We start from the raw sequence: 21,527 nt of genomic DNA on the forward strand, positions 1-21,527 counted from the left end.
AGCAATGCACCGTGACGGGACCGGACCACTCGAGCGCCAAGGCGTCCAGCGCCGAGGTCGCCCGTGAGATCGCCATCGAGCAGGCACACGTCGATCTCGTCTACGCCGAGCTCACCAAGGCCCAGGCCAGGGCCGGCCTGATCGAGGCCGACGGGCTCGCGCGCGGTCGCACCGACCGCACCGGCGACGTGCGCGACGAGGAGCTGACCGGGTTGTTCGAGCGCGACGCCCTCGTCTTCAACGCGGCGCGACGACGCTCCACCCTCGACACCCAGTACGAAGGCCTGGTGTTCGGCCGGCTCGACCTCGACCACGCGCTGTCCGACGACGCGAAGCCGTCCGACCGCGAGACGCGCTACATCGGCCGGCTCGGCGTGCGGGACGACGACTACGAGCCCTTGGTGGTCGACTGGCGCGCTCCCGCGGCGGCTGCCTTCTACCGCGCCACCCCGGTCGAGCCAATGGACGTGCTGCGCCGTCGGGTGCTGCGGTGCAAGGGTCCCGACGTCGTGGGGGTCGAGGACGACCTCATGGTGCCCGAGGCGCCCGACGACCTCGTCGTCGTCGGCGACGGCGCCCTCCTGGCGGCCCTGACCCGCAGCCGCGGCGCGCAGATGCGCGACATCGTCGCCACGATCCAGCGCCACCAGGACGAGGCCATCCGCGCCTCGGCCCGAGGCATCACCGAGATCACCGGTGGCCCGGGCACGGGCAAGACGGTGGTCGCCCTCCACCGCGCGGCATACCTCCTCTACTCCGACCGGCGCCGCTTCGAGGCTGGCGGCATCCTCGTGGTCGGGCCCTCGTCCGCCTACACCGCCTACATCGAGCGGGTGCTGCCGTCCCTCGGTGAGGAGTCGGTCACCCTGCGCTCGCTCGGTGACGTCGTCGACGGGGTCACTGCCCTGCGGCTCGACACCCCGGAGGTCGCCTCCATCAAGGGCTCGCTCGCGATCCGCCGCCTCCTCGCGCGCGCCTCCACCGACGTGCCGCCGGACGCCCCCGAGTCGTTCCGCGCCTTCGTCAACGGCAAGGCGGTGCGCGTCGACGCACCGGTGCTCGACCGCATCCGCGCCCAGGTGCTGCGCAACCACCAGCGCAACCTGTCGGCGAAGGCCGTGCAGAGCGCCCTGGCCGAGGCGGCCTGGGCCAGCGTGCGCGACGGCGACCGGGCCGAGTTCATGGACCGCTTCGAGGACCACCTCGAGGTCGACGCCTTCCTCGCCGCCTGGTGGCCGCAGGTCGACCCGCGCGAGGTGCTGCTCTGGCTCGCCGACCCCGAGCGGGCTCGCCAGCACGGCCAGGGCGTCCTGTCGCCGCAGGAGTGCGACCTGTTCGCGGCGTCGATGCAGCACGCCCTCGAGGTCGGCAGCTGGTCGGCCGCCGACGCCGCCCTGATCGACGACCTGGCCGCGCGGCTCGGACCGGTGCAGGACGGTCCGGCAGAGGAGCGCGGCTTCTACGAGATCGAGGAGTTCGAGGACGTCTCGCAGTTCGGCGTCGCCGAGGTCCGGGCCGGGCTCGACTCCCGCGCGGTGGGCACCAAGTCGTCGCGCACCGCCCCGACCGACCCCCGCGAGCTCCTGCTCCAGGGCCGCATCGAGGGCCCGGGCGAGTACGCCCACGTCCTCGTCGACGAGGCCCAGGACCTCTCACCCATGCAGTGGCGCATGCTCGGCCGCCGTGGGCGCTACTCCTCGTGGACGGTCGTCGGCGACGCGGCGCAGGCGTCGTGGCCCGACGCCGTCGAGGCGGGAAGGGCGCGCGAGGAGGCCTTCGGCACCCAGGAGCGCCGGCTGTTCCACATGGACACCAACTACCGCAACGCCCGCGAGATCTTCGACTACGCGGCCGAGGTCGTGCGAGCCCAGGTGCCCGACGCCGACATCCCCCAAGCGGTCCGGGAGGCCGGTGTCGAGCCGGTGGACGTGACGGTCGACCCGGGTGGTTGGCGTGCGGCCGCCACGTCGGCCGTCGAGGCGTTGCTCGACGAGGTCGAGGGTTCGATCGCCGTCATCACCCCGAGTCGGTATGCCGCCGAGCTGGCCGAGCTGGGCTCGCTCAGTGACCGGGTCGGCGTCATCGACCCGATGTCCACGAAGGGCCTCGAGTACGACGCCACCGTCATCGTCGACCCTGACGAGGTCGCCGCGGAGTCGCCGGGTGGGGTGCGGGTCCTCTACGTCGCGCTCACCCGCGCAGCCCACCGGATGACGGTGCTGCGCCCCGCCTAGCCGGACCGCAGGGTTCGGAAGACGGCCTTCCACGGAGCGGCGGTGGCGCTCGCGAGCACTGCTGCCCCTGCACGGATCTCGTCAGCCACGCGGGCACACTCGGCCTCGGCGGCGGCCACCAGCTCGGGCGGGTAGCCGTAGCGGACCTGGTGCTCCGCGAACTCGTCCTCGTCGTCGACGTACCAGCTGCCGTCGAACCTGCGGACCACGTCGAGGTCGAGGTCGACCGCCGTCACGAGGTCGCCGTCCCAGACCGCGGGGGTGGTGATGTCGACGTAGAGCTCGAAGGCCTGCTCGGGGTGCTCGGCGTAGAACATCGCCGTCATGCCCCTGCCCCGCGGGACGAGCAGGACGTTGTCGGTCACGCTCACGAACGAGTTCGGCCCGCCGGACCACTGGTTGCCGGCCGGGTCGCCCAGCCAGTCGCCGTGGTCGTCGGCGCCGAGGTAGACGAGGTGGGCGCCGTGGTGCCGCTTGCCACCCCACTTCGTGTACCGCCCCCGGACCGGCTGCCCGGGCGCAAAGCGCGCGTCGGGTGCCGCCGACCCGGTCATCGACCGACCCTCCAGCTCAGGCGCCGAGCAGCGAGTGCCGGCTGATGATCTCGTCTCTGCCGGGGCCGACCCCGATCGCCGAGACCCGCGCGCCGATGAGCTCCTCGAGCCGCAGCACGTAGGCCTGGGCGTTGGGCGGCAGCTCCTCGAAGGTGCGGCAGGTGGAGATGTCCTCCCACCAGCCGGGCAGGTCCTCGTAGATCGGCTTGGCGTGGTGGAAGTCGGTCTGGTTGACCGGCATCTCGTCGTGCCGCACACCGTCGACGTCGTAGGCGACGCACACCGGGATGGTGTCCAGCCCGGTGAGCACGTCGAGCTTGGTGACGACGAAGTCGGTCACGCCGTTGATGCGTGTCGCGTAGCGGCCGACGACGGTGTCGACCCAGCCGCAACGGCGGGGACGTCCGGTGGTGGTGCCGTACTCGGCCCCGGTCTTGCGCAGGAACTCGCCGTTCGCGTCGTTGAGCTCGGTCGGGAACGGACCCTCACCCACCCGGGTCGAGTAGGCCTTGAGGATCGCGATGACGGTGGTCACGCGGGTCGGCGGGATGCCCGACCCGGTGCACGCCCCGCCCGCGGTCGCGTTGGACGACGTCACGAACGGGTAGGTCCCGTGGTCGACGTCGAGGAGCGTGGCCTGCCCCGCCTCGAGCAACACGGTCTTGCCCTCGTTGAGGGCCTGCTCGAGCACCAGTGAGGTGTCGGCGACCATGGGACGCAAGCGCTCGGCATACCCGAGCAGCTCGTCCATCACCTCGTCGACCTCGACGGCGCGGCGGTTGTAGATCTTGGCGAGGACCTGGTTCTTGAGGGCCAGCGCCGCCTCGACCTTCTGGCGCAGGATCTTCTCGTCGAACAGGTCCTGCACCCGGATGCCGTTGCGCGCCATCTTGTCGGCGTAGGTCGGGCCGATGCCCCGGCCGGTGGTGCCGATCTTGCGCGACCCCAGGAACCGCTCGGTGACCTTGTCGAGCACCCGGTTGTAGGGGGCGATGATGTGGGCGTTGGCGCTGACGAGCAGCCGGGAGGTGTCGACACCCCGGGCCTCGAGGCCGTCGAGCTCCTCGAAGAGCACGGCGAGGTCGACCACGACACCGTTGCCGATGATGGGCGTGCACGTCGGGGTGAGGATGCCCGACGGGAGCAGGTGCAGCGCGTACTTCTCCCGCTTGCCGTCCTTCTCGATGACGATGGTGTGGCCGGCGTTGTTGCCGCCGTTGAACTTCACGACGTAGTCGACGTCGCTGCCCATCAGGTCGGTGGCCTTGCCCTTGCCCTCGTCGCCCCACTGGGCGCCCACGAGCACGATTGCCGGCATACCCGCACCTCTCTGTGTCTGCGTCCGTCACGGTGGTCATGCAGCAGGCCCCGTGGTGTTCGCACGGGGCCCGTACCGGGAAAGGCTACCGGTCGCCGTGCCCCACCGGGGAGCCGAGACCGCCCGTGGACGCCGCCAGCCCGAGCTGGAACCGGGTCTGCACCCCGTGCCTGGCCATCAGTCCGGCCACCCGCCTGCGCACCGTGCGGAGGCTGCACCCCAGGTAGCGGGCGATCGACTCGTCCTTGAGCCCGAGCCCGAGGAGCTTGAGGAGCCGCTGGTCGTCGTCCTGGCCGTCGTCCCGGCCGTCGGCCCCATCGCCGTCGGGCGCCACCGGCAGCGCGCGGTCGAAGGCGCGGTCGAACAGCTGGATGAAGGCCGCCACGAGCATCGGGTCGCGCACCACGACGTACGCGGAATGCGGGTTGCCCCACTCACTCACGGCCACCACGGAGTGCTCGTCGAAGATGGCGAACTCGCTCGGCGGCGCCAGTGACAGCCGCTGCTCCTCACCGGCGGCGGCGAAGGAGCGCACCCATCCCCGGCCCGCTTCGGTCTCCATGATGTCCATCGGGTAGATCGTGCGTTGCCGGAAGCGCCCCTCGGCCAGGAGGTCCTGGTTCAGCCGGTAGTTCTCCTGCTCCACGCCGACACCGACGTCGATGACCATCGTGCAGACCCGGCTCAGCTCGGTGGTGTGCTCGATGAGGTAGCGCAGCAAGGGAGCCGCCATGTCGGGGTGCAACGGTTCGAGCACGCCTCCCGACTGGGGGGACTGCGCCGTCCCGGTCTGGGCGGTCAGCTCGTAGAGGGCGTAGCGCACCTCGGCCAGCTCGGCCCGGCGCGCCTCGATCTGCTCCTCGCTCCGCTCGAGGATGCCCATCAGGCGGTCGAAGGGGTCGGTGAAGAGCCGCTCCACCTCGTGCGTGCGGTCATTTCCGCTGGTCACAGGCCTACACTCCCCGCGCGTGACATCATCTGTCCTTTGGCAGCATAGTGCCACCCCAATCTCATCGGGGTCATGCAGAATGGCGGGACGCCTCTCGTCAGGCGGCAGGGGACGACACGACGGGACGGCACACGTGGACCTCGGTCCACGGCAGGGGGCGACGCCGGGCGACTGGATCCGCAAGGGTCCCATCGCCCGGCGTCACTGTTTCCCGGGTCGGGCGACCCGGCGGCATACCGGGTGCGCAGGCGACGCGTCAGAGACCGAGCTCGCGCGCCCCGGTCATCGAGGAGTCCCGCAGGAACTGCGCGCACCGCAGCTCCTCCTCGGTCTCGCCGATCGCGCCGGCGGCACGCGACAGCGCGGCGAGGGCGCGGAGGAACCCGCGGTTCGGCTCGTGCTCCCACGGCACCGGCCCCTGACCGCGCCAGCCGTTCTTGCGCAGCGAGTCGAGCGCGCGGTGGTAGCCGGTGCGGGCGTAGGCGTAGCCCTCGACGCTGCGTCCGTCCGCGAGCGCGTCTTCCGCCAGCGTCGCCCAGGCCAACGACGAGGTCGGGTATGCCGCGGCCACCTGGTCGGCGGCCACGCCCTCCTCGAGCTTCGCAGCTGCGGGGTCGACGGGGAGCTCGGTGGGCGGGATGCCGAGGAGGTTGTCCGTCATGCGTGGGTGCCGGCCGAACGGAGGTTCTCGCAGGCCTCGACGACACGGGCCGCCATGCCGGCCTCGGCCTCCTTGCCCCAGGCGCGGGGGTCGTACTGCTTCTTGTTGCCGACCTCGCCGTCGATCTTCAGGACGCCGGCATAGTTGGCGAGCATGTAGCCGGCCACCGGACGGGTGAACGCGTACTGGGTGTCGGTGTCGACGTTCATCTTCACGACGCCGAAGTCGACGGCAGCGGCGATCTCCTCGGCCGTCGAGCCGGACCCGCCGTGGAACACGAGGTCGAACGGTCGGGCGTCGGCGCCGAGCCCGAGCTCGCGCGCGGCGGCCTCCTGCGCGGTCTTGAGGATCTCGGGGCGCAGCTTGACGTTGCCGGGCTTGTAGACGCCGTGGACGTTGCCGAAGGTCAGGGCGGTCAGGTAGCGGCCGTTCTCCCCCGCGCCGAGGGCCTTGATGGTGGCCACCGCGTCTTCGGGGGTCGAGTAGAGCTTGTCGTCGATCTTGCCCTCGACGCCGTCCTCCTCACCGCCGACGACACCGACCTCGATCTCGAGGACGACGTGGGCGGCCTTGGTCAGCGCGAGCAGCTCACGGGCGATCTCGAGGTTCTCGTCGAGCGGCACCGCGGAGCCGTCCCACATGTGCGACTGGAACCACGGCGTGCCACCGGCCTGCACGCGCTCGGCGCTGGCGGCGAGCAGCGGGCGGACGAAGCCGTCGAGCTTGTCCTTGGGGCAGTGGTCGGTGTGCAGGGCGATGTTGACGTCGTACTTCTTGGCGACCTCGTGGGCGTAGGCTGCGAGCGCGAGCGACCCGGTCACCATGTCCTTCACCGTCGGGCCCGACAGGTACTCGGCGCCACCGGTGGACACCTGCACGATGCCGTCGCTGCCCGCCTCGGCGAAACCGCGGATCGCGGCGTTGAGGGTCTGCGACGACGAGATGTTGATGGCGGGGTAGGCGAACGAGCCGGCCTTGGCGCGGTCCAGCATGTCGGCGTACACCTCGGGGGTGGCGATGGGCATGAAAGTCTCCTTCGACTTGCGGGGGTGCGTCTCTGCGGCGTCGTCCTGGCGTCGCCGCCGATCTTTGCACGACCCGAGCGCGACCGGACACCCGTGTCTCAGGGTGGTCCTCTCGTCTGAGGGTGGTCTTCTCGCAACCTGAGCACCCCCAGGGGCGCTCAGGTTGCGCGGTGGGGGAGGGCGGCCCGGCGTTCGACGAGGAGGGCGCGTTCCGCATCGTTGCCGCAGCGCTCGATGGCCAGCGCGTATGCCGCGTCAGCGGCCTCGACGTCGCCGGCTCGGGCCAGCAGCTCCGCGCGGACCGACGGCAGCCGGTGGCTGTGGGCGAGGTCCGCGTCCAAGCCCTCCAGCGCGGCCAGTCCCTCACGAGGGCCCTGTGCCTCGGCGACCGCCACCGCGCGCGCCAGCCGGGCACTGGGTGTCGGGGACAGTGCCACCAGGTCGTCGTAGCGCGCCACGATGCGGTCCCACCGGGTTGCGTCGGCACTGGGCGCGGTGGCGTGCTCGACCGCGATCCTGGCCTGCACGGCATACCCGGCGGCCTGGACGGTCAGCGGACCCCGGAGGGCCGGCGATGACGCCAGCGCCACCCCCTCGTCGATCTCGTCACGGTGCCACCGGGAGCGGTCCTGGTCGGGGAGCAGGACGATCGCGCCGTCGGGGTCGACCCGGGCGTCGCGCCGGGAGTGCTGCAGGAGCATGAGGGCCAGCAGGGCGACCAGCACGGGTTCGTCGGGCCGCAGCCCGAGGACGACCCGCACCAACCGGATGGCTTCTCCCGCAAGGCCGGTGCGCAGGGCGTCGGGGCCTGATCCGGGCGCGTAGCCAGCGGTGAAGGCGAGGTAGGCGGTCTGCGCGACGGCGTCGAGGCGGTCCGGCAGGACGTCAGCGGAGGGGACCGCGAACGGGATGCCGGCAGTGACGATCTTGCGCTTGGCCCGGGTGACCCGAGCCGCCATCGTGGCCTCCGGCACGAGGAAGAGCCGGGCGATGTCGGCGGTGCTCACGCCGAGGACGAGCCGCAGGGCCAGGGCGCTGGCGGCGGCAGGGTCGAGGGCCGGGTGGGTGCACATGAGCACCAGGCGAAGGAGGTCGTCCTCCACCAGGCCACCGGGGTCCGCGAGCACGGGCGAACCCTCCTTCCCCTCGGCCTCCACGACGAGCAGGGGCACCTTGCGCTGCGCCATGGACTCGGCCCGCAGCCGGTCCAGGACTCGTCGCCGGGCTGCCGTGTGGAGCCAGGCGACCGGGTTGTCCGGGATGCCGTCGCGGGCCCACCGTCGAGCCGCCGTCTCCACGGCGTCGCCCAACGCGTCCTCGACGAGGTCCAGCCGGCGGAACCGCGCGAGGAGCAGGGACGTGAGGCGTCCCCACTCCTCGCGCACGACGGTCGCGAGCGCCTCCGCTGCCGCGTCGGTCGTCGCCCCCTGCGCGTCGGTCACCGGCTCACAGGCTCTCGTAGCCCTCCACGCCCACCACGGAGCGGATCTCGATGGTGTAGGCCCGTGGCAGCAGCCTGGCTGCCGCGATGGCAGCGTCGAGGTCGGGCAGCTCCACGTCGTAGTAGCCCCCGATCTGCTCGGTCAGCTCGACGAAGGGCCCGTCGGTGACGAGGTCCGAGGAGCCGTCGCGCCTGACCGTCGTCGCCAGGTCGGCGTCGCTCAGTGCCGCGCTGGAGAGCCTGCGGCCGTGCTGCTCGACGTACGCCTCGAACGCGTGGTGAGCGTCGAAGTACTCCTGCCGCACCGCCTCGTCGGTGCCGTCCCAGTGGCCCGGCTCGTAGGCGATGAGGACGACGTACCTCATGTCTCGCGGTCTTCGGGCTTCACGACGCGACGCACCTGGACCCCGTCACCGAGCGCGGCGATGATCTGGCAGCAGTCGACCAGGTCGTCCACGTCGTCGGTCTCCACCTGGTAGAAACCGCCGACCTGCTCGGTCACCTCGGCGAACGGCCCCTCGGTCGCGGGACCGCCCCCCGGCGGGATACGCCGACCCTCGCTCGTGGCGTGGAGCTCGGCACCGCCGGTGATCTTGTGGCCCCGTTTGCCGAGCTCCTCCGCGAAACGGTTGTACTCGGCATACCCGGCCTCGCGCTTGTCCGCGCTCATGGTGGTCCACCAGCGGTCGGCATCGCCGACGATCAGCACGACGTACTCGGTCATGGCCGCCTCACATGCCCTCGACGAGCTGGCGGATCTCGATGGCGTCGTGGAACGGCGTCGCGAGCAGTCGGCCGCAGACCTTCGCCAGGTCGTCGACGTCCGAGGTCTCCACGACGTAGTAGCCACCGACCTGCTCGGCGCTCTCGGCGTAGGGGCCGTCGGTCAGCGAGACGTCGTCGACCGACGACCCGCGGACCACGCGTGCCTGTCCCGACGGCGTCAGCTGGGCACCGCCGGTCATCGTGTGGCCGCGCTCGGCGAGGAGCTGCACGAACTCGCCGTGGGCCGCGGTGAGGGCGGTGCGCTCCTCTACGGAGGCCGACGCGTAGCGGGTTTCGTCGGCCGGCAGCAGGACGATGTACTGGGTCATGGCGGTTCCTCTCATCGGTGGGTGCTTCCACCCTGGTGACGAGCGAGCGGGGTGCTAATCGACAGCCTGCCCGAAGATGTTGCGTCGCACCCAGGCATGCATGGCAATTGCCGCGGCGGCACCCGCGTTGATCGACCTCGTCGAGCCGAACTGCTCGATGTGCAGCACCACCGCGCAGGCCTCGCGCATGGGCGCGGACAGCCCGGGGCCCTCCTGCCCGAAGACGAGGACGCACTCCCGCGGCAGGTCGTACGTCTCGAGGGGCACCGACCCGGGCAGGTTGTCGATCCCGATGAGCGGTATGCCGCGTGGCTGCCCGTCGGCGCCGGCGGTGCCACCGGCGCCGGCTGTGGCTGCCCACGCGACGAGCTCCTCGACGGTCGGGTGGTGGTGCTCGTGCTGGTAGCGGTCGGTGACCATCGCCCCGCGGCGGTTCCAGCGACGCTTGCCGACGATGTGGAAGGCCTTGGCGTTGAAGGCGTTCGCGGTCCTGATGACCGAGCCGATGTTGAAGTCGTGGCCCCAGTTCTCGACCGCGACGTGGAAGTCGTGGCGGTGGGTGTCGAGGTCCGCGACGATCGCGTCGTGCCGCCAGTAGCGGTAGGCGTCGACGACGTTGCGGCGGTCGCCGTCACGCAGCAGCTCCGGGTCCCAGTGGTCGCCGACCGGCCACTCCCCCGGCCACGGCCCGACGCCGACCTCGTAGTCCTCCCCGTGCACCACCAACGGCAGCTGGCGGCCCTTCCCCTCGTGGGAGCTCATGGGCCAAGCCAACCACGAGGCCGTCGGGGAGGACCCGGGCGGACCCCCACGCTCGGGGCGATCGGGGCGGCGCCCTCGAGCTCAGCAGGGCTCGCCCGGGCGCGGTCAGACCCCGGTCAGCTCGCTCACCGTCACGAACCGCAGGTGCTTGGCGAGCACCGCCTCGAGCAGGTGCGGGAGGGCGGCCACGGTCGCGGACCGATCGATCTTCTGCGGGTGCGGGCCGTCGAGATGTCCTCCGTCGTGGCAGAGCAGGATCGAGCCGGGGCGCGCCCGCGCGGCCATGGCGGCGACTGCCGTGGCCGGCGTGCCCAGGGCCAGGTGGTGCTCGAGGCAGTCGCTCCAGAAGATGCTGCGCGACCCCTCCCGGCGCAGGACGCCCGCCACCGCGCCGCTGGTCCAGCCGTGCGGGGGCCGGAACAACCGGTTCGGCGGCGCGCCCGCGCGCGCGAGGCTCTGGGCGCAGCGGTCGACCTGACCCTGGACGACGCGCAGCGGCTGTCGGTCGAGCCAGAGGTGGTCCTGGCTGTGGTTGGCCACCTGGTGGCCGCGCCGAATCACCTCGGTCACCAGCTCGCGGTGATCGACGACGTTGCGCCCGATCATGAAGAACGTGGCCGGCACGCCGAAGTGCTCGAGGACCTCCAGGACCTGCGGGGTGGAGGCAGGGTCTGGACCGTCGTCGAAGGTGAGGGCGACCATCCGCTCCCGCGTGGCCACGACGCTGATCGACCGGGGATCCACGCGCAGGCGCGACTGCGGGTCGGCGGTGTGCTGCTGGCCTCCTGCGGGCGCGGCTCCCGGTAACAGCGCGCTGGCGAGACCCGTTGCGAGCGCGCCCGTCAACAGGGCTCTGCGCGTCGGCTGCGACCTACCCATCGGCTCACCCCCCGGGTGTGCGCTGGCCCCATCCCCCGACGGGTCCTGATCCGACGGTCCCACGCGCGGCGCTGGACGCGCGACCATCGTGCAGATCGATGCCAGACCGTGATGGTGCGGCGGGGCTGCGCGAAACCACCGCGTCGCTCGGTGACCAGGACAGGCGGCGACCAGGACAGGCGGTGACCAGGACGGGTGGGCACTTCTACTCAAGCGGTGGGCACCCCGGGCGAGGCACGCTCGACCCATGGACCCCCGCGCCCTCGCTGCCGCCACCCCCGCCGACCGCAACCGCGTCGTCGACTTCCTGCGCGCCGCCGCCATCCTGACAGTCGTCCTCGGTCACTGGCTGATGGCCGCGGTGATGGTGCAGGACGGCAGGCTGGTGCCGAACGCCGTGCTCAACATCGCACCCTGGAGTCACCCGCTGACCTGGGTCTTCCAGGTGATGCCGTTGTTCTTCATCGTCGGCGGCTACGCGAACGGCCTGTCGTGGCGCTCGGCCCGGCGCCGCGGCGACACCTACGCCACCTGGCTCAGGTCACGCCTCCAGCGCCTCGCCACACCGGTTCTCCCCCTCCTCCTCGTGTGGTTGGCGATCGCCTCCGTCGCGTATGCCGCCGGCCTACCGGGCGCCACGCTGCGCACCGCCTCGCAGGTGGCGCTCGTGCCCACCTGGTTCCTCGCCGCCTACATCGTCGTGGTGGCCGTGGCACCGGCCCTGCTCACCCTCTGGGAGCGATTCGGCTGGTGGAGCGTCGCAGGCGGGGTCGTCGCAGGCGGCCTGGTCGACTGGTGGAGCATCGCGGGCGACAACCACTGGATCGGGTTCGCCAACTACCTGTTCGTCTGGGCCACCGTGCACCAGCTCGGGTTCGCCTGGCTCGACGGATCGTTGGCAGGCAGTGCGCGGCGGATCGCGCTGGCCGCCGTCGGACTCCTCGGTCTGGTCACGCTCGTCTGGGCGGGCCCGTACCCCGTGTCGATGATCGGGGTCGACGGAGCGGTGCTGAACAACTCCTATCCGACGCGGGTCACGCTCGCCTTCCTCGGGATGTTTCAAGCAGGGTTGGTGCTCTTGGCCGAGCGTCGACTGGCGCTGCTGCTCGAACGGCCGAAGCCGTGGGCCCTCACCGTCGTCGTGAACGTGCGCATCATGTCCCTCTACCTCTGGCACCTCACGGCCATGGTCCTGGTCATCGGGTTGTCTTTGCTGGCAGGGGGATTCGGGCTCCGCGCGACTCCACTCACGGGCTACTGGTGGGCGACCAGGCCGGTCTGGTTCGCGGTGCTCGCCGCGGTCACAGCCGGTCTGGTGCTGGTCTTCGGCAGGTTCGAGAAGCCCCTCCACGACCAACGCCCCGCCCCCGCCCTCTGGCGCCCGGCGCTCGCGACCGCGGCCGTCTGTGGCGGCCTCGGCGTGATGGCGGCGACCGGGATCGTCTCTCGGGACGGTGTGCACTGGGTCTGGCCGCTGCTGCCGATCGCCGCGGTGGTCGGGCTGGGTGTCGTCCCGCTGCCCGGCCGAAAACCGGTTGCCCCCCACGACACGGCTCTGCTGCCATGAACGAGTGACACCGCACCACCAGCCGTGTCACCCACCGCAGTGACCCACCAACGGCAGTAACCACCAACCCTCGAACAGGAAGTCGACCGATGCGAGCAGCTTTCACGTCCCGCCAGGTACCCACCTATCGAATGGATGTGAAGGCCAGTGCGAGCTGGAAGTACGACCACCCTGAGCCTGGGGATCGTGGCGCATGTTGACGCCGGCAAGACCAGCCTGACCGAACGAGTCCTCTACGAGGCCGGGGTGCTCGACCATCCCGGCAGCGTCGATGCGGGCGACACGCAGACCGACAGCATGGCGCTGGAGCGCCAACGCGGCATCACCATCCGCTCCGCCGTCGTCTCCTTCGAGTGGCACGCGACGACCGTCAACCTCATCGACACCCCTGGCCACTCCGACTTCATCGCCGAGGTCGAGCGCGCCCTGACCGTGCTGGACGCCGCGGTGCTCGTCGTCTCCGCCGTCGAGGGCGTGCAGGCCCAGACCCTGGTGCTGATGCGCGCCCTGCAGCGACTGGGCCTGCCCGTCGTCGTCTTCGCCAACAAGATCGACCGCGCCGGCGCCGACCCCGACCGGGTCCTCGGCGAGATCACCGCCCGCCTCAGCCCCGAGGCCTTCGCCCTCGGGCAGGTGAGCGACGCGGGAACCCGCGGCGCGGCATACCTGCCGTTCGAGATGGGGACGACCGAGCTCCGCGAGCTGCGCGCCACGGTGCGCGGCGCCACCGCCCACCCGGTGCTCTTCGGGTCGGCGATCACCGGCGCCGGAGTCCACGAGCTGCTCGACGCCCTCACGGTCCTTCTCTCCGCGGGGACGCACGACGGGGCCGGGCGGCCCGGTGGCACGGTCTTCAAGGTCGAACGCGGGGACGGCGGGCGGACCGTACTGGCGCGCGTGCGCTCGGGATCGTTGCGCGTGCGCGACCGCGTGGAGGTCGACGGACGTCCGGCGGAGAAGGTCACCGGCCTGCGCGTCTTCGACCGCGGTCGGCTGGTGCGCGTCGACGAGGTGCCAGCCGGCCGGATCGCGGCAGTGAGCGGCTGGTCGTCCGCTCGCATCGGCGACCGGTTCGGCCCGGTGCCGGCACCCGGTGGGCCCTCTGAGCAGTTCACCCGGCCCACCTTGGAGACCGTCGTCGACCCGGTGCGACCCTCGGACGTCGTGGCGATGTATGCCGCCCTCGGCGAGCTCGCCGACCAGGACCCCCTCATCGACCTGCGCCGCGACGACGGACGGCGAGAGGTCGCCGTGTCGCTCTACGGCGAGGTGCAGAAAGAGGTCATCGCGGCGGTGCTCGCCGACGACTACGGCATCGAGGTGACCTTCCGGCCGACCACGAGCATCTGCGTCGAGCGCGTGGCTGGCCCCGGCGAGGCGGTCCAGCTGATCGGCACGACCCCCAACCCGTTCCTCGCCACGGTGGGTCTGCGCGTGGAGCCCCTGCCCGTCGGTGCTGGCCACGAGTTCGCCCTCCAGATCGAGCTCGGGTCGATGCCCCCGGCGTTCTTCACCGCGGTGCGGGAGGGCGTGGCGGCCACCCTCGAGGAGGGCGTGCACGGCTGGGCCATTCCCGATGCCCGCGTCGTGATGACCCACTCCGGCTACTACCCGCGACAGAGCCACGCGCACGCGACGTTCGACAAGGCGATGTCGAGCACCGCCCAGGACTTCCGGAGCCTCACCCGGCTCGTGCTGGCCGAGGCGTTGGTGCGGGCCGGCACCGTGGTGTGCGCCCCGGTGCACCGGTTCGAGCTCGAGGTGCCCGAGGACACCCTCGGGTCGGTGCTGGGAGAGCTGTCCCGGCACCAGGCCGTGCCGCTCGAGACCACCCTGCGGGGCCGCGCCGCCGTGCTGGTCGGCGAGGTGCCGGCCGACGCGGTCCACGGGGTGCAGCAGCGCATCCCGCACCTGACCCGGGGGGAGGGCGTCTTCACCTCGGGTCTCGACCACTACGCCCCGACCACCGGCGCCCCGCCGCAGCGCGGGCGCGCGCAGCCCGACCCGTTCGCCCAGATCGGCGACTGGGCGAGGATCCAGCGCAGCTGGCCCGCCGGCTAGCGAGGTCTCAGGGACCTCTCAGGTGAGGATTCGGGCGGGAATGCGCCCACGGCATACCCTTTCCCCCATGCATTCACTCAGCACCAACTGGATGGACCCCCAGTGGCTCCTGGACCACTTCGGCTCCCAGTTCTTCTGGGTGAGCGTGGCGATCGTCTTCATCGAGTGCGGGCTGCTCTTCCCGATCCTGCCCGGCGACTCGCTGCTCTTCGCCATCGGCCTGTTCATCAGCACGGGCGATTTCTCGATGAACCTCCTCGTGGCCCTGGTGGTGCTGAGCATCGCCGCGTTCGCGGGCAACGTCGTCGGTTACGAGATCGGGCGTGCGGTGGGTCGACCCCTCTACGAGCGCGACGGAAGAATCCTCAAGAAGAAGTACTTCGACGACAGCCACGCGTTCTTCGAGAAGCACGGCGCCAAGGCCCTGGTCATCGGACGCTTCGTGCCGATCGTGCGCACCTTCATCACCGTCGTCGCCGGGGTGAGCCGGATGGAGCGGCGGCACTTCTTCCTGTGGAGCGGAGTCGGTGCGGTCCTGTGGGTCTGGGCCGTGACACTCCTCGGATACTTCCTCGGCAACTCCTTCCCCGCCCTCAAGGACCACCTCGAGCTGGCCATCATGGCCATCGTGGCCGTGTCGGTGATCCCGATGGTGGTCGAGCTGATCCGCGCCCGGCGTGGCCGCACCACCACCGAGGAGATCATCGAGGAGACCGGCGAAGCCGCGGACGACCTGCGCGACGACCGCGTCTGACGCGCGGCCCGCAGCTCACCCCTGACCACGGCGGCCAGCGACGGCTGGTACTGGGCCCGGCTGCGCGGATGACGGCTACTCCGGGGTGTTCGGGGTGTCCCGGCCGAGCCGGAAGCGGGTGGTCACCCCCTCGTACATGAGGTGGGCCGTCAGCCCCTCCTTGGCGTGCGGGAGGTTGTGGCAGTGGTCGAGCCAGAGCCCGGGGTTGTCGGCGACGAAGGCCACGTCGAACGTCTGGTTGTTGCCGACCTCGAGGCTGTCGGTCCACCACGGGCTGCCGGTGGCCTTGACCCCGTCGCGGGCGAGCACGACGACGTGGTGTCCGTGCAGGTGCATCGGGTGGGTCTCGCCCGAGTGGTTGTCGATGTGGACCACCACGACGTCACCCTCGGAGACCATGAACATCGGCGCGCCCGGGAACATCTTCCCGTTGACCGTCCAGTGCACTCCCGGCTTGCCGTTCACGAACCCCGGTCGGCGGCCGATGCTGTAGGTGAACCGGCGATCGGGGCTCTGCGCGTCGAGGCCGAGCGGTGCCGGTGAGCCGTAGGTCAGGAGGTCCACGACGCCGGTCGGTGCGCGGGTCGCCGGAGTTGCGCTGGCGGAGCTGCCGGGGGGTGCGAGCACGAGCGCAGCCCCTCCCATCTCGACGCGCACCGCGGCGCCCGAGGCAGGCACCTGCACCCGGAGGTCGACCCGGCCGCCAGCGGCGAGGGCCACCTTCTTGCCCTCGACCGGAGTGGGCTGGTTGACCTCCGTGCCGTCGACGGCTGCCACCTCGTACGGGCCGCCGCTCACCCACACAGGCATGATTCCGTTGTCGGTGTTGACGATTCGCACCCTCGCCCACCTCCCGGCAGGGACGTCCACCGGCACGTCGCCGGCACGGCCCTGCACGGCCCGCCGCCCGGCATACAGGTGTGCCAGGCCCACCACGTCCACGTCGCCCCGGATGCCTGCGCGCGGGGTGATGACGACCGCGCCGAGCAGGCCCTTGACGACCTGTTCGTGCGAGACCTGGTGCGAGTGGTACCAGTACGTGCCCACCTGGTCGGCCCTGAACCGGTAGACGTGGCGTCCTCCGACCGGCACGGCGTCCTGCGTCACGCCGGCCACGCCGTCCTCGGCGTTCGGCACGTCGATACCGTGCCAGTGCAGCGTGGTGCCGTCCGGCACCGACTCGTTGACGAGGGTGACCTGCACGAGATCACCTTCCTGCGCACGGATCGTGGGACCGGGCGTGCTGCCGTTCAGGGTGTATGCCGTGAGCGTGGGTCCCCCGGGGATGGTCACCTTCTGCCGGCGCGCGGTGAGGGTCACCTCGACGTCGGGCCGGCCCTGGTCGGGCTCGACCAGGGTCGTGACCTCCCGCCCTCCCGAGGCGCCGGGCAGGTGGGAGTGCGACAGGGCGACCCCGCCGGTGTCGGCGGGCCCCATCGTCATCACCGAGTAGGACGACGGCACCAGGCTCGCAGCCCACAGCCACGCCAGCGGCAGGAGCACCGCGAGGGCAGCAGCGAACGCGACGACGAGGCGGACCCGCGCTCGTCGGCTGCGTCGACCGGCCGGGTCGTCAGACGGCAACGCGCTCGGCGGACTCGCTGTCAGCACGCCTGGTCAGTGCGGTCGGACGGGACCGGATGCCGGTCCAGGCGGCTGTGGAGAAGAGCGCCAGGGCATTGATCCCGTGCAGCGCACCGAGGGCGGCGATGCTGTGGCCCATCAGCCCGAGCGTCACCTGGAGCGCCACGAGGGCCAGGACGCCGAAGGCGAAGGCGACACCCCGGGGGACCTTCGCGAAGAACGACGAGATGACCAGGAGCAGTGCCAGCAGCGGGATCACCATCATCCCGTTCATGCCGTGCAGCACGAACGCCTGGAACTCCGGGAAGGGAGCCTCTCCGGACTCGAACGCGTTCTCGAACGTGGCCTTGTCCACGACCCCACCGTCGTCGACCCAGAGACCCAGGCCGGCGTCGCCGTACACGATGAACATCGCCTGCATGGCCACCTCGATGGCCACGAGGAAGGCGAGTACCCGATAGACCTTGCGCATAGCGAAACCCCTTCTCACCCTTGGACCGGGCGTGCGGATGCCCAGTCGACAAACCATGGTGGCGGGGAACTGCCACGGAGGGAACCAGTTTTCGGTACTAGCGCAGGTGCCGGGGACGAACCAGAGCAAACCCGCACAACCCGGCCGCCGCGGCCCGTGGCGGGCCAACCGMACGCGATCCGCCGCCTCATCCCGGCGCTCACCCGACCGTCATGTCGTGCCGCGCTTGGTCCAGCGGAACGTCCGGGCGCAGACGAGCAGACCCGCGACCAGCCAGAGCGCCAACACCAGGGCGGTGCGGCCGAGCTCCCAGGTGCCGGCCATCTCCTGCGTCTGCCAGTCGTCGGGGAAGAAGACCGAGCGCATGCCCTGCGCGATCCACTTGAGGGGGAAGACCGAGGCCACCTGCTTGAGCCAGTCCGGCAGGTCGGTGAAGGCGAAGTAGACGCCCGAGATGAACTGCAGGATGAGGGTCGGTGCGATGACGATCGCACCGACCGAGCGCGACGAGGAAGCCATGGAGGAGTAGGCGATCCCGAGGACGGTGCCCGTCGCGACGCCCAGCAGGAACACCCAGAGGAACGTCGCCCACCGCCCCACGTCGGTCGGCAGCTGCACCCCGAAGCCGAGCTTGGCCACGGCGATCAGGAGGACGAACTGCGCGAGGCTGGTGACCGCCACCAGCCCGATCTTGCCKAGGAAGTAGGCCACCGGGGGCATGGGCGTCGAACGCAGCCGCTTGAGGGTGCCGTCGTCCCGCTCCACGGCGACGCTCAGCGCCATCGTCTGGAAGCTGGTCAGCATCACCCCCGCCGCGACCATGCCCGGCAGGAAGAACCGCGCGGCGCTCACCCCCGCCGACGCCGCATCACCCTCCTTGAAGCTGTCGCTGAAGATCACCGAGAACATGCTCAGCATGAGGACCGGGAAGATGAACGAGAAGAACACCGCCTCCTTCTCCCGGAAGTACATCTTCAGCTCGAGGACCGTGCGGTCCCAACCGATGGCGGCGGCGTTCACGCGGTGACCTCCAGCTCGGGCTCGCTGCCGGCGGCGGCGAGGTGGGGTGCGATCAGGGAGAGGTAGGTGTCCTCCAGGGAAGGACGCGTCACGGTCAGTTTGGGGACCTCACCGCCGAGGTCCGCGCCGAGCCGCGCGACGAGCTGGGTCGGCGTGCTGGTCTGCTCGGTGTGCCGCGTGCCCGCGACGTCCTCCCAGGTCACGGTGGCCTGCGAGGACGACCGTCCACCCAGGTTCGCCGGGGTGTCGAGGGCGAGCATCCGCCCCGCCGCGATGACCCCGACGCGGTCGGCGAGGTGCTCGGCCTCGTCGAGGTAGTGGGTGGTCAGCAGGATCGTCGTGCCGCCGTCGGCCAGTGACTCGATCAGCTCCCAGAAGTCGCGGCGGGCCTGTGGGTCGAAGCCCGTCGTGGGCTCGTCGAGGAAGAGCAGCTCCGGCGTGCCGATGATGCCGAGGCCCACGTCGAGCCTGCGGCGTTGTCCCCCGCTGAGCTTGCCCACCCGGTCACCGGCCTTCTCGTTGAGACCGACCGCTGCGATGACCTCATCGACGTCGCGAGGGTTGCGGTAGACCTTGGCCGTGCTGGCGAGTGCCTCCCTCGGGGTGATCAGGTCGAGGCCGGTCGAGGACTGCAGGACGATGCCGAGGCGGTTGCGCCAGGCCAGGCCCGCCGTCTGCGGGTCCTCACCCAGGACCGACACGGTGCCCCCGTCGCGGGTGCGGAAGCCCTCGAGGACCTCGATGGCCGTGGTCTTGCCGGCTCCGTTCGGACCGAGGAGGGCGAACACCTCGCCGTGGTCGATCCGCAGGTCGATGCCGTCGACCGCGGCGCGATCACCATAGGTCTTGCGCAGGCCGGAGACGAGGATGGGCGCGTCGGGTGCTGACATGGGTCCAGCCTGCCCGTACCCGGGGCGATCGCGTCAGCCCCGCGCGGTTGACCTGCCGTCCACCTTCCGGTGGACCCCCTCCCCTCGCCCGAGCTTGATCGGGTTGAGGGACAACGGGCGACTAGGGCTGGGTGGGCGGAGGGGTCGGGGTCTGCGACGGGGGCGTGGACTCCGGCGCTGCGGGCGGCGTCGCCGGGGCGCCAGCTGGCGTGCCCCCGGCATACCCGCTCGGCGGGGGGATGGTCGCGTCGCGCTGGCCGAAGTCGACCTTGACCGGGTCGCGCTCCTCGCCCTCGACCTCGAAGTACTCCGCGCGGCCGATGTGGAACAGGCCGGCGATGATGTTGGACGGGACGGTCTCGACCTTGGTGTTCAGCTCACGCACGTTGGCGTTGTAGTAGCGCCGGGCGGAGGCGATCCGGTCCTCGGTGGAGGTGAGCTCCTGCTGCAGGGCCATGAAGTTCTGGTTGGCCTTGAGGTCGGGGTACGCCTCGGCGACGGCGATGAGTCGGCCGAGGGCCTGGCTCAGCATGCCCTCGCTCTGCGCCTGCTGGGCCGGGCTCTGGCCGCCGGCCATCGCGGCGGACCGCGCCTTCATGACGTCCTCGAGGGTGCCCCGCTCGTGGGCGGCGTAGCCCTTGACCGTCTCGACGAGGTTGCCGATGAGGTCGTGCCGCCGCTTGAGCTCGACGTCGATCTGCCGCCAGGCCTCCTGCACGAGGTTGCGCAGCTTGATCAGCCCGTTGTACACGCCGACTGCCCACAGCACGATCAGGACGAGCACGACGGCGATGATGATCCAGACCCACATGAGCAAACCCCTTGTCTCGTGCCGCGTCGTCGTGTGCGGCGTCACGCCTTCTGCTGTGCAGCCTAGGCCAGACCGAGTTCCTCGAGCCCGTAGACGAAGCGGTACTCGAGGCCCGCGTCGGCGAACTTCTGGGCGGCACCCGTCGCGCGGTCGGCGATGGTCGCGATGGCCACGACCTCCGCACCGGCCTCGCGGGCGGCTTCCACCGCGTCGATCGGCGAGTTGCCGGTGGTGGTCGTGTCCTCGACGACCACCACGCGGCGTCCTTCGATCGAGGGGCCCTCGATGCGCTGCTGGAGGCCGTGTGCCTTGCCGGCCTTGCGCACCACGAAGGCGTCCTTGCGGTCACCGGCTGCGGCACTGGCGTGCAGGATCGAGGTGGCGACCGGGTCCGCGCCGAGGGTCAGTCCGCCCACGGCGTCGTAGTCCAGGTCGGCCACGAGGTCGCGCATCACGATGCCCACGAGGGGTGCCGCTTCACCGTCGAGGGTGATGCGGCGCAGGTCGACGTAGTAGTCGGCCTCCTTGCCGGACGACAACGTCACCCGGCCGTGGACGATGGCCTTCTCCTTGATGATGTCGAGCAGGCGGGCGCGGGCGGCGGCGGTGTCGGTCACGGTCCGTGAGCCTACCGAGCACGCGGCCGGGTATGCCGCGTGGCAGTCACTTGCCGGGGCGGTGGACGCTCCCGGCACGGCGACGCACGAGCGAGCGGGGCACGACTCGCAACGCCGCCACGATCGCCTTGTACTGGGGGGAGGGCACGGAGACCACGCGCCCCTTGGCGACGTCGTCGAGGCAGTCGCGCACGAGTCGGTCGGCGTCGAGCCACAGGAAGTCCGGGATGCTCGACATGTCGACGTCGGCGCGCTGGTGGAACTCGGTGTGGGTGAAGCCGGGGCAGAGCACCGTGGCCGTCACACCGCTGCCCCGCAACTCGGCGGCGAGACCCTCGGTGAAGACGGTGACGTAGGACTTGTTGGCCGAGTAGGTGCCCGAGGTGATGAACGAGGCGACCGACGAGACGTTGACGATGGCGCCGTGACCCCGCTCGCGCATGGCGTTGCCCGCGGCGTGGGACAGCACGAGGACCGCACGGCAGAGGACGTCGAAGTTGGCCTCCTCCTCGGTCACGTCGTGGCGCAGGAAAGACCCCTTGAGGGAGTAGCCGGCGTTGTTGACCAGAAGGTCGACAGGGCGGGCCCGGTCAGCGATCCGCTCGGCGACCTTGCCGGTCTCGGCGCGGTCGGACAGGTCGGCCACGAGGATCTCGGTGCCGACGCCGTACTTCGCCTGCAGCTCGTCGGAGACGTTCTCCAACCTCGCTCGGTCACGGGCCACGAGCACCACGTCGTGCCCGCGCTCCGCGAGGAGGTGGGCGAAGGACAGGCCGATGCCGGCCGTGGCGCCGGTGACGAGGGCAGTGCTCATGACGCCACTGTAGGCCGCTC

Annotated in this window: 22 protein-coding genes; 4 read left to right on the forward strand and 18 right to left on the reverse strand. The window is 71.1% G+C overall.

Going from position 1 to position 21,527, the window contains the following annotated elements:
- Positions 1–11 precede the first annotated feature (11 nt).
- Entirely contained in the window at positions 12–2,234 is a 2,223-nt protein-coding gene (locus AC1DX8_RS03805; protein ID WP_477628576.1) for a HelD family protein, read from the forward strand.
- Here the strand turns inward: AC1DX8_RS03805 and AC1DX8_RS03810 are convergent.
- The 11 genes from AC1DX8_RS03810 to AC1DX8_RS03860 form a co-directional block, all read right to left on the reverse strand.
- Complete coding sequence (locus tag AC1DX8_RS03810) at positions 2,231–2,788, reverse strand: DUF402 domain-containing protein (protein ID WP_477628577.1); 558 nt, start codon at positions 2,786–2,788, stop codon at positions 2,231–2,233. The two genes, AC1DX8_RS03805 and AC1DX8_RS03810, sit on opposite strands and share 4 nt — an antisense overlap.
- Before the next feature lie 16 nt (positions 2,789–2,804).
- Entirely contained in the window at positions 2,805–4,106 is a 1,302-nt protein-coding gene (locus AC1DX8_RS03815; RefSeq protein WP_477628578.1) for an adenylosuccinate synthase, read from the reverse strand.
- A gap of 85 nt (positions 4,107–4,191) precedes the next feature.
- Complete coding sequence (locus AC1DX8_RS03820; RefSeq protein ID WP_477628579.1) at positions 4,192–5,055, reverse strand: hypothetical protein; 864 nt, start codon at positions 5,053–5,055, stop codon at positions 4,192–4,194.
- Positions 5,056–5,311: 256 nt separating this feature from the next.
- Positions 5,312–5,716 carry a DUF3151 domain-containing protein gene (locus tag AC1DX8_RS03825; RefSeq protein ID WP_477628580.1) on the reverse strand — a complete coding sequence of 135 codons (405 nt, stop codon included), beginning with the start codon at positions 5,714–5,716 and terminating at the stop codon, positions 5,312–5,314.
- The gene (gene fbaA / locus AC1DX8_RS03830; protein WP_477628581.1) at positions 5,713–6,741 is read right to left on the reverse strand and encodes a class II fructose-bisphosphate aldolase; all 1,029 of its coding nucleotides are present in this window, start codon (positions 6,739–6,741) and stop codon (positions 5,713–5,715) included. The genes AC1DX8_RS03825 and fbaA overlap by 4 nt, the downstream gene beginning before the upstream one ends.
- A gap of 158 nt (positions 6,742–6,899) precedes the next feature.
- On the reverse strand, positions 6,900–8,183 hold the full coding sequence (locus tag AC1DX8_RS03835) for an RNA polymerase sigma factor (RefSeq protein WP_477628582.1): 1,284 nt from the start codon (positions 8,181–8,183) through the stop codon (positions 6,900–6,902).
- 4 nt (positions 8,184–8,187) lie between these two features.
- Positions 8,188–8,547: a YciI family protein gene (locus AC1DX8_RS03840; protein ID WP_477628583.1), complete on the reverse strand. Its 360-nt coding sequence runs from the start codon at positions 8,545–8,547 to the stop codon at positions 8,188–8,190.
- Entirely contained in the window at positions 8,544–8,906 is a 363-nt protein-coding gene (locus AC1DX8_RS03845; RefSeq protein ID WP_477628584.1) for a YciI family protein, read from the reverse strand. The genes AC1DX8_RS03840 and AC1DX8_RS03845 overlap by 4 nt, the downstream gene beginning before the upstream one ends.
- Before the next feature lie 7 nt (positions 8,907–8,913).
- Positions 8,914–9,276 (reverse strand): YciI family protein, encoded by a 363-nt coding sequence (locus AC1DX8_RS03850; RefSeq protein WP_477628585.1) that lies wholly within the window; start codon positions 9,274–9,276, stop codon positions 8,914–8,916.
- 54 nt (positions 9,277–9,330) lie between these two features.
- Positions 9,331–10,038, reverse strand: a complete 708-nt coding sequence (locus AC1DX8_RS03855) for a TrmH family RNA methyltransferase (protein ID WP_477628586.1) — start codon at positions 10,036–10,038, stop codon at positions 9,331–9,333.
- 105 nt (positions 10,039–10,143) lie between these two features.
- On the reverse strand, positions 10,144–10,917 hold the full coding sequence (locus tag AC1DX8_RS03860; protein ID WP_477628587.1) for a polysaccharide deacetylase family protein: 774 nt from the start codon (positions 10,915–10,917) through the stop codon (positions 10,144–10,146).
- Positions 10,918–11,164: 247 nt separating this feature from the next.
- On the opposite strand from AC1DX8_RS03860, the gene AC1DX8_RS03865 reads away from it, so the two are divergent.
- The 3 genes from AC1DX8_RS03865 to AC1DX8_RS03875 all read left to right on the forward strand — a co-directional run bounded on the left by AC1DX8_RS03865 (position 11,165) and on the right by AC1DX8_RS03875 (position 15,299).
- Entirely contained in the window at positions 11,165–12,484 is a 1,320-nt protein-coding gene (locus AC1DX8_RS03865; RefSeq protein WP_477628588.1) for an acyltransferase family protein, read from the forward strand.
- A 147-nt stretch (positions 12,485–12,631) separates the two neighbouring features.
- Complete coding sequence (locus AC1DX8_RS03870) at positions 12,632–14,545, forward strand: GTP-binding protein (protein ID WP_477628589.1); 1,914 nt, start codon at positions 12,632–12,634, stop codon at positions 14,543–14,545.
- A 67-nt stretch (positions 14,546–14,612) separates the two neighbouring features.
- Positions 14,613–15,299: a DedA family protein gene (locus AC1DX8_RS03875; RefSeq protein ID WP_477628590.1), complete on the forward strand. Its 687-nt coding sequence runs from the start codon at positions 14,613–14,615 to the stop codon at positions 15,297–15,299.
- Between the two features lie 75 nt (positions 15,300–15,374).
- Here AC1DX8_RS03875 and AC1DX8_RS03880 read toward each other — a convergent pair whose 3' ends face one another.
- The 7 genes from AC1DX8_RS03880 to AC1DX8_RS03910 all read right to left on the reverse strand — a co-directional run bounded on the left by AC1DX8_RS03880 (position 15,375) and on the right by AC1DX8_RS03910 (position 21,507).
- Positions 15,375–16,910 carry a multicopper oxidase family protein gene (locus AC1DX8_RS03880; RefSeq protein ID WP_477628591.1) on the reverse strand — a complete coding sequence of 512 codons (1,536 nt, stop codon included), beginning with the start codon at positions 16,908–16,910 and terminating at the stop codon, positions 15,375–15,377.
- The gene (locus AC1DX8_RS03885) at positions 16,873–17,355 is read right to left on the reverse strand and encodes a hypothetical protein (protein WP_477628592.1); all 483 of its coding nucleotides are present in this window, start codon (positions 17,353–17,355) and stop codon (positions 16,873–16,875) included. Before AC1DX8_RS03885 ends, AC1DX8_RS03880 begins: the two co-directional genes overlap by 38 nt.
- Before the next feature lie 210 nt (positions 17,356–17,565).
- Positions 17,566–18,375: an ABC transporter permease gene (locus AC1DX8_RS03890; protein WP_477628593.1), complete on the reverse strand. Its 810-nt coding sequence runs from the start codon at positions 18,373–18,375 to the stop codon at positions 17,566–17,568.
- Positions 18,372–19,265 carry an ABC transporter ATP-binding protein gene (locus AC1DX8_RS03895; protein ID WP_477628594.1) on the reverse strand — a complete coding sequence of 298 codons (894 nt, stop codon included), beginning with the start codon at positions 19,263–19,265 and terminating at the stop codon, positions 18,372–18,374. Before AC1DX8_RS03895 ends, AC1DX8_RS03890 begins: the two co-directional genes overlap by 4 nt.
- 121 nt (positions 19,266–19,386) lie before the next feature.
- Complete coding sequence (locus AC1DX8_RS03900; protein WP_477628595.1) at positions 19,387–20,076, reverse strand: LemA family protein; 690 nt, start codon at positions 20,074–20,076, stop codon at positions 19,387–19,389.
- Between the two features lie 62 nt (positions 20,077–20,138).
- Complete coding sequence (gene pyrE, locus AC1DX8_RS03905; protein WP_477628596.1) at positions 20,139–20,693, reverse strand: orotate phosphoribosyltransferase; 555 nt, start codon at positions 20,691–20,693, stop codon at positions 20,139–20,141.
- 46 nt (positions 20,694–20,739) lie between these two features.
- Positions 20,740–21,507: an SDR family NAD(P)-dependent oxidoreductase gene (locus AC1DX8_RS03910; protein ID WP_477628597.1), complete on the reverse strand. Its 768-nt coding sequence runs from the start codon at positions 21,505–21,507 to the stop codon at positions 20,740–20,742.
- Positions 21,508–21,527 lie beyond the last annotated feature (20 nt).

The organism is Pedococcus sp. P2_A3 (assembly GCF_056405035.1).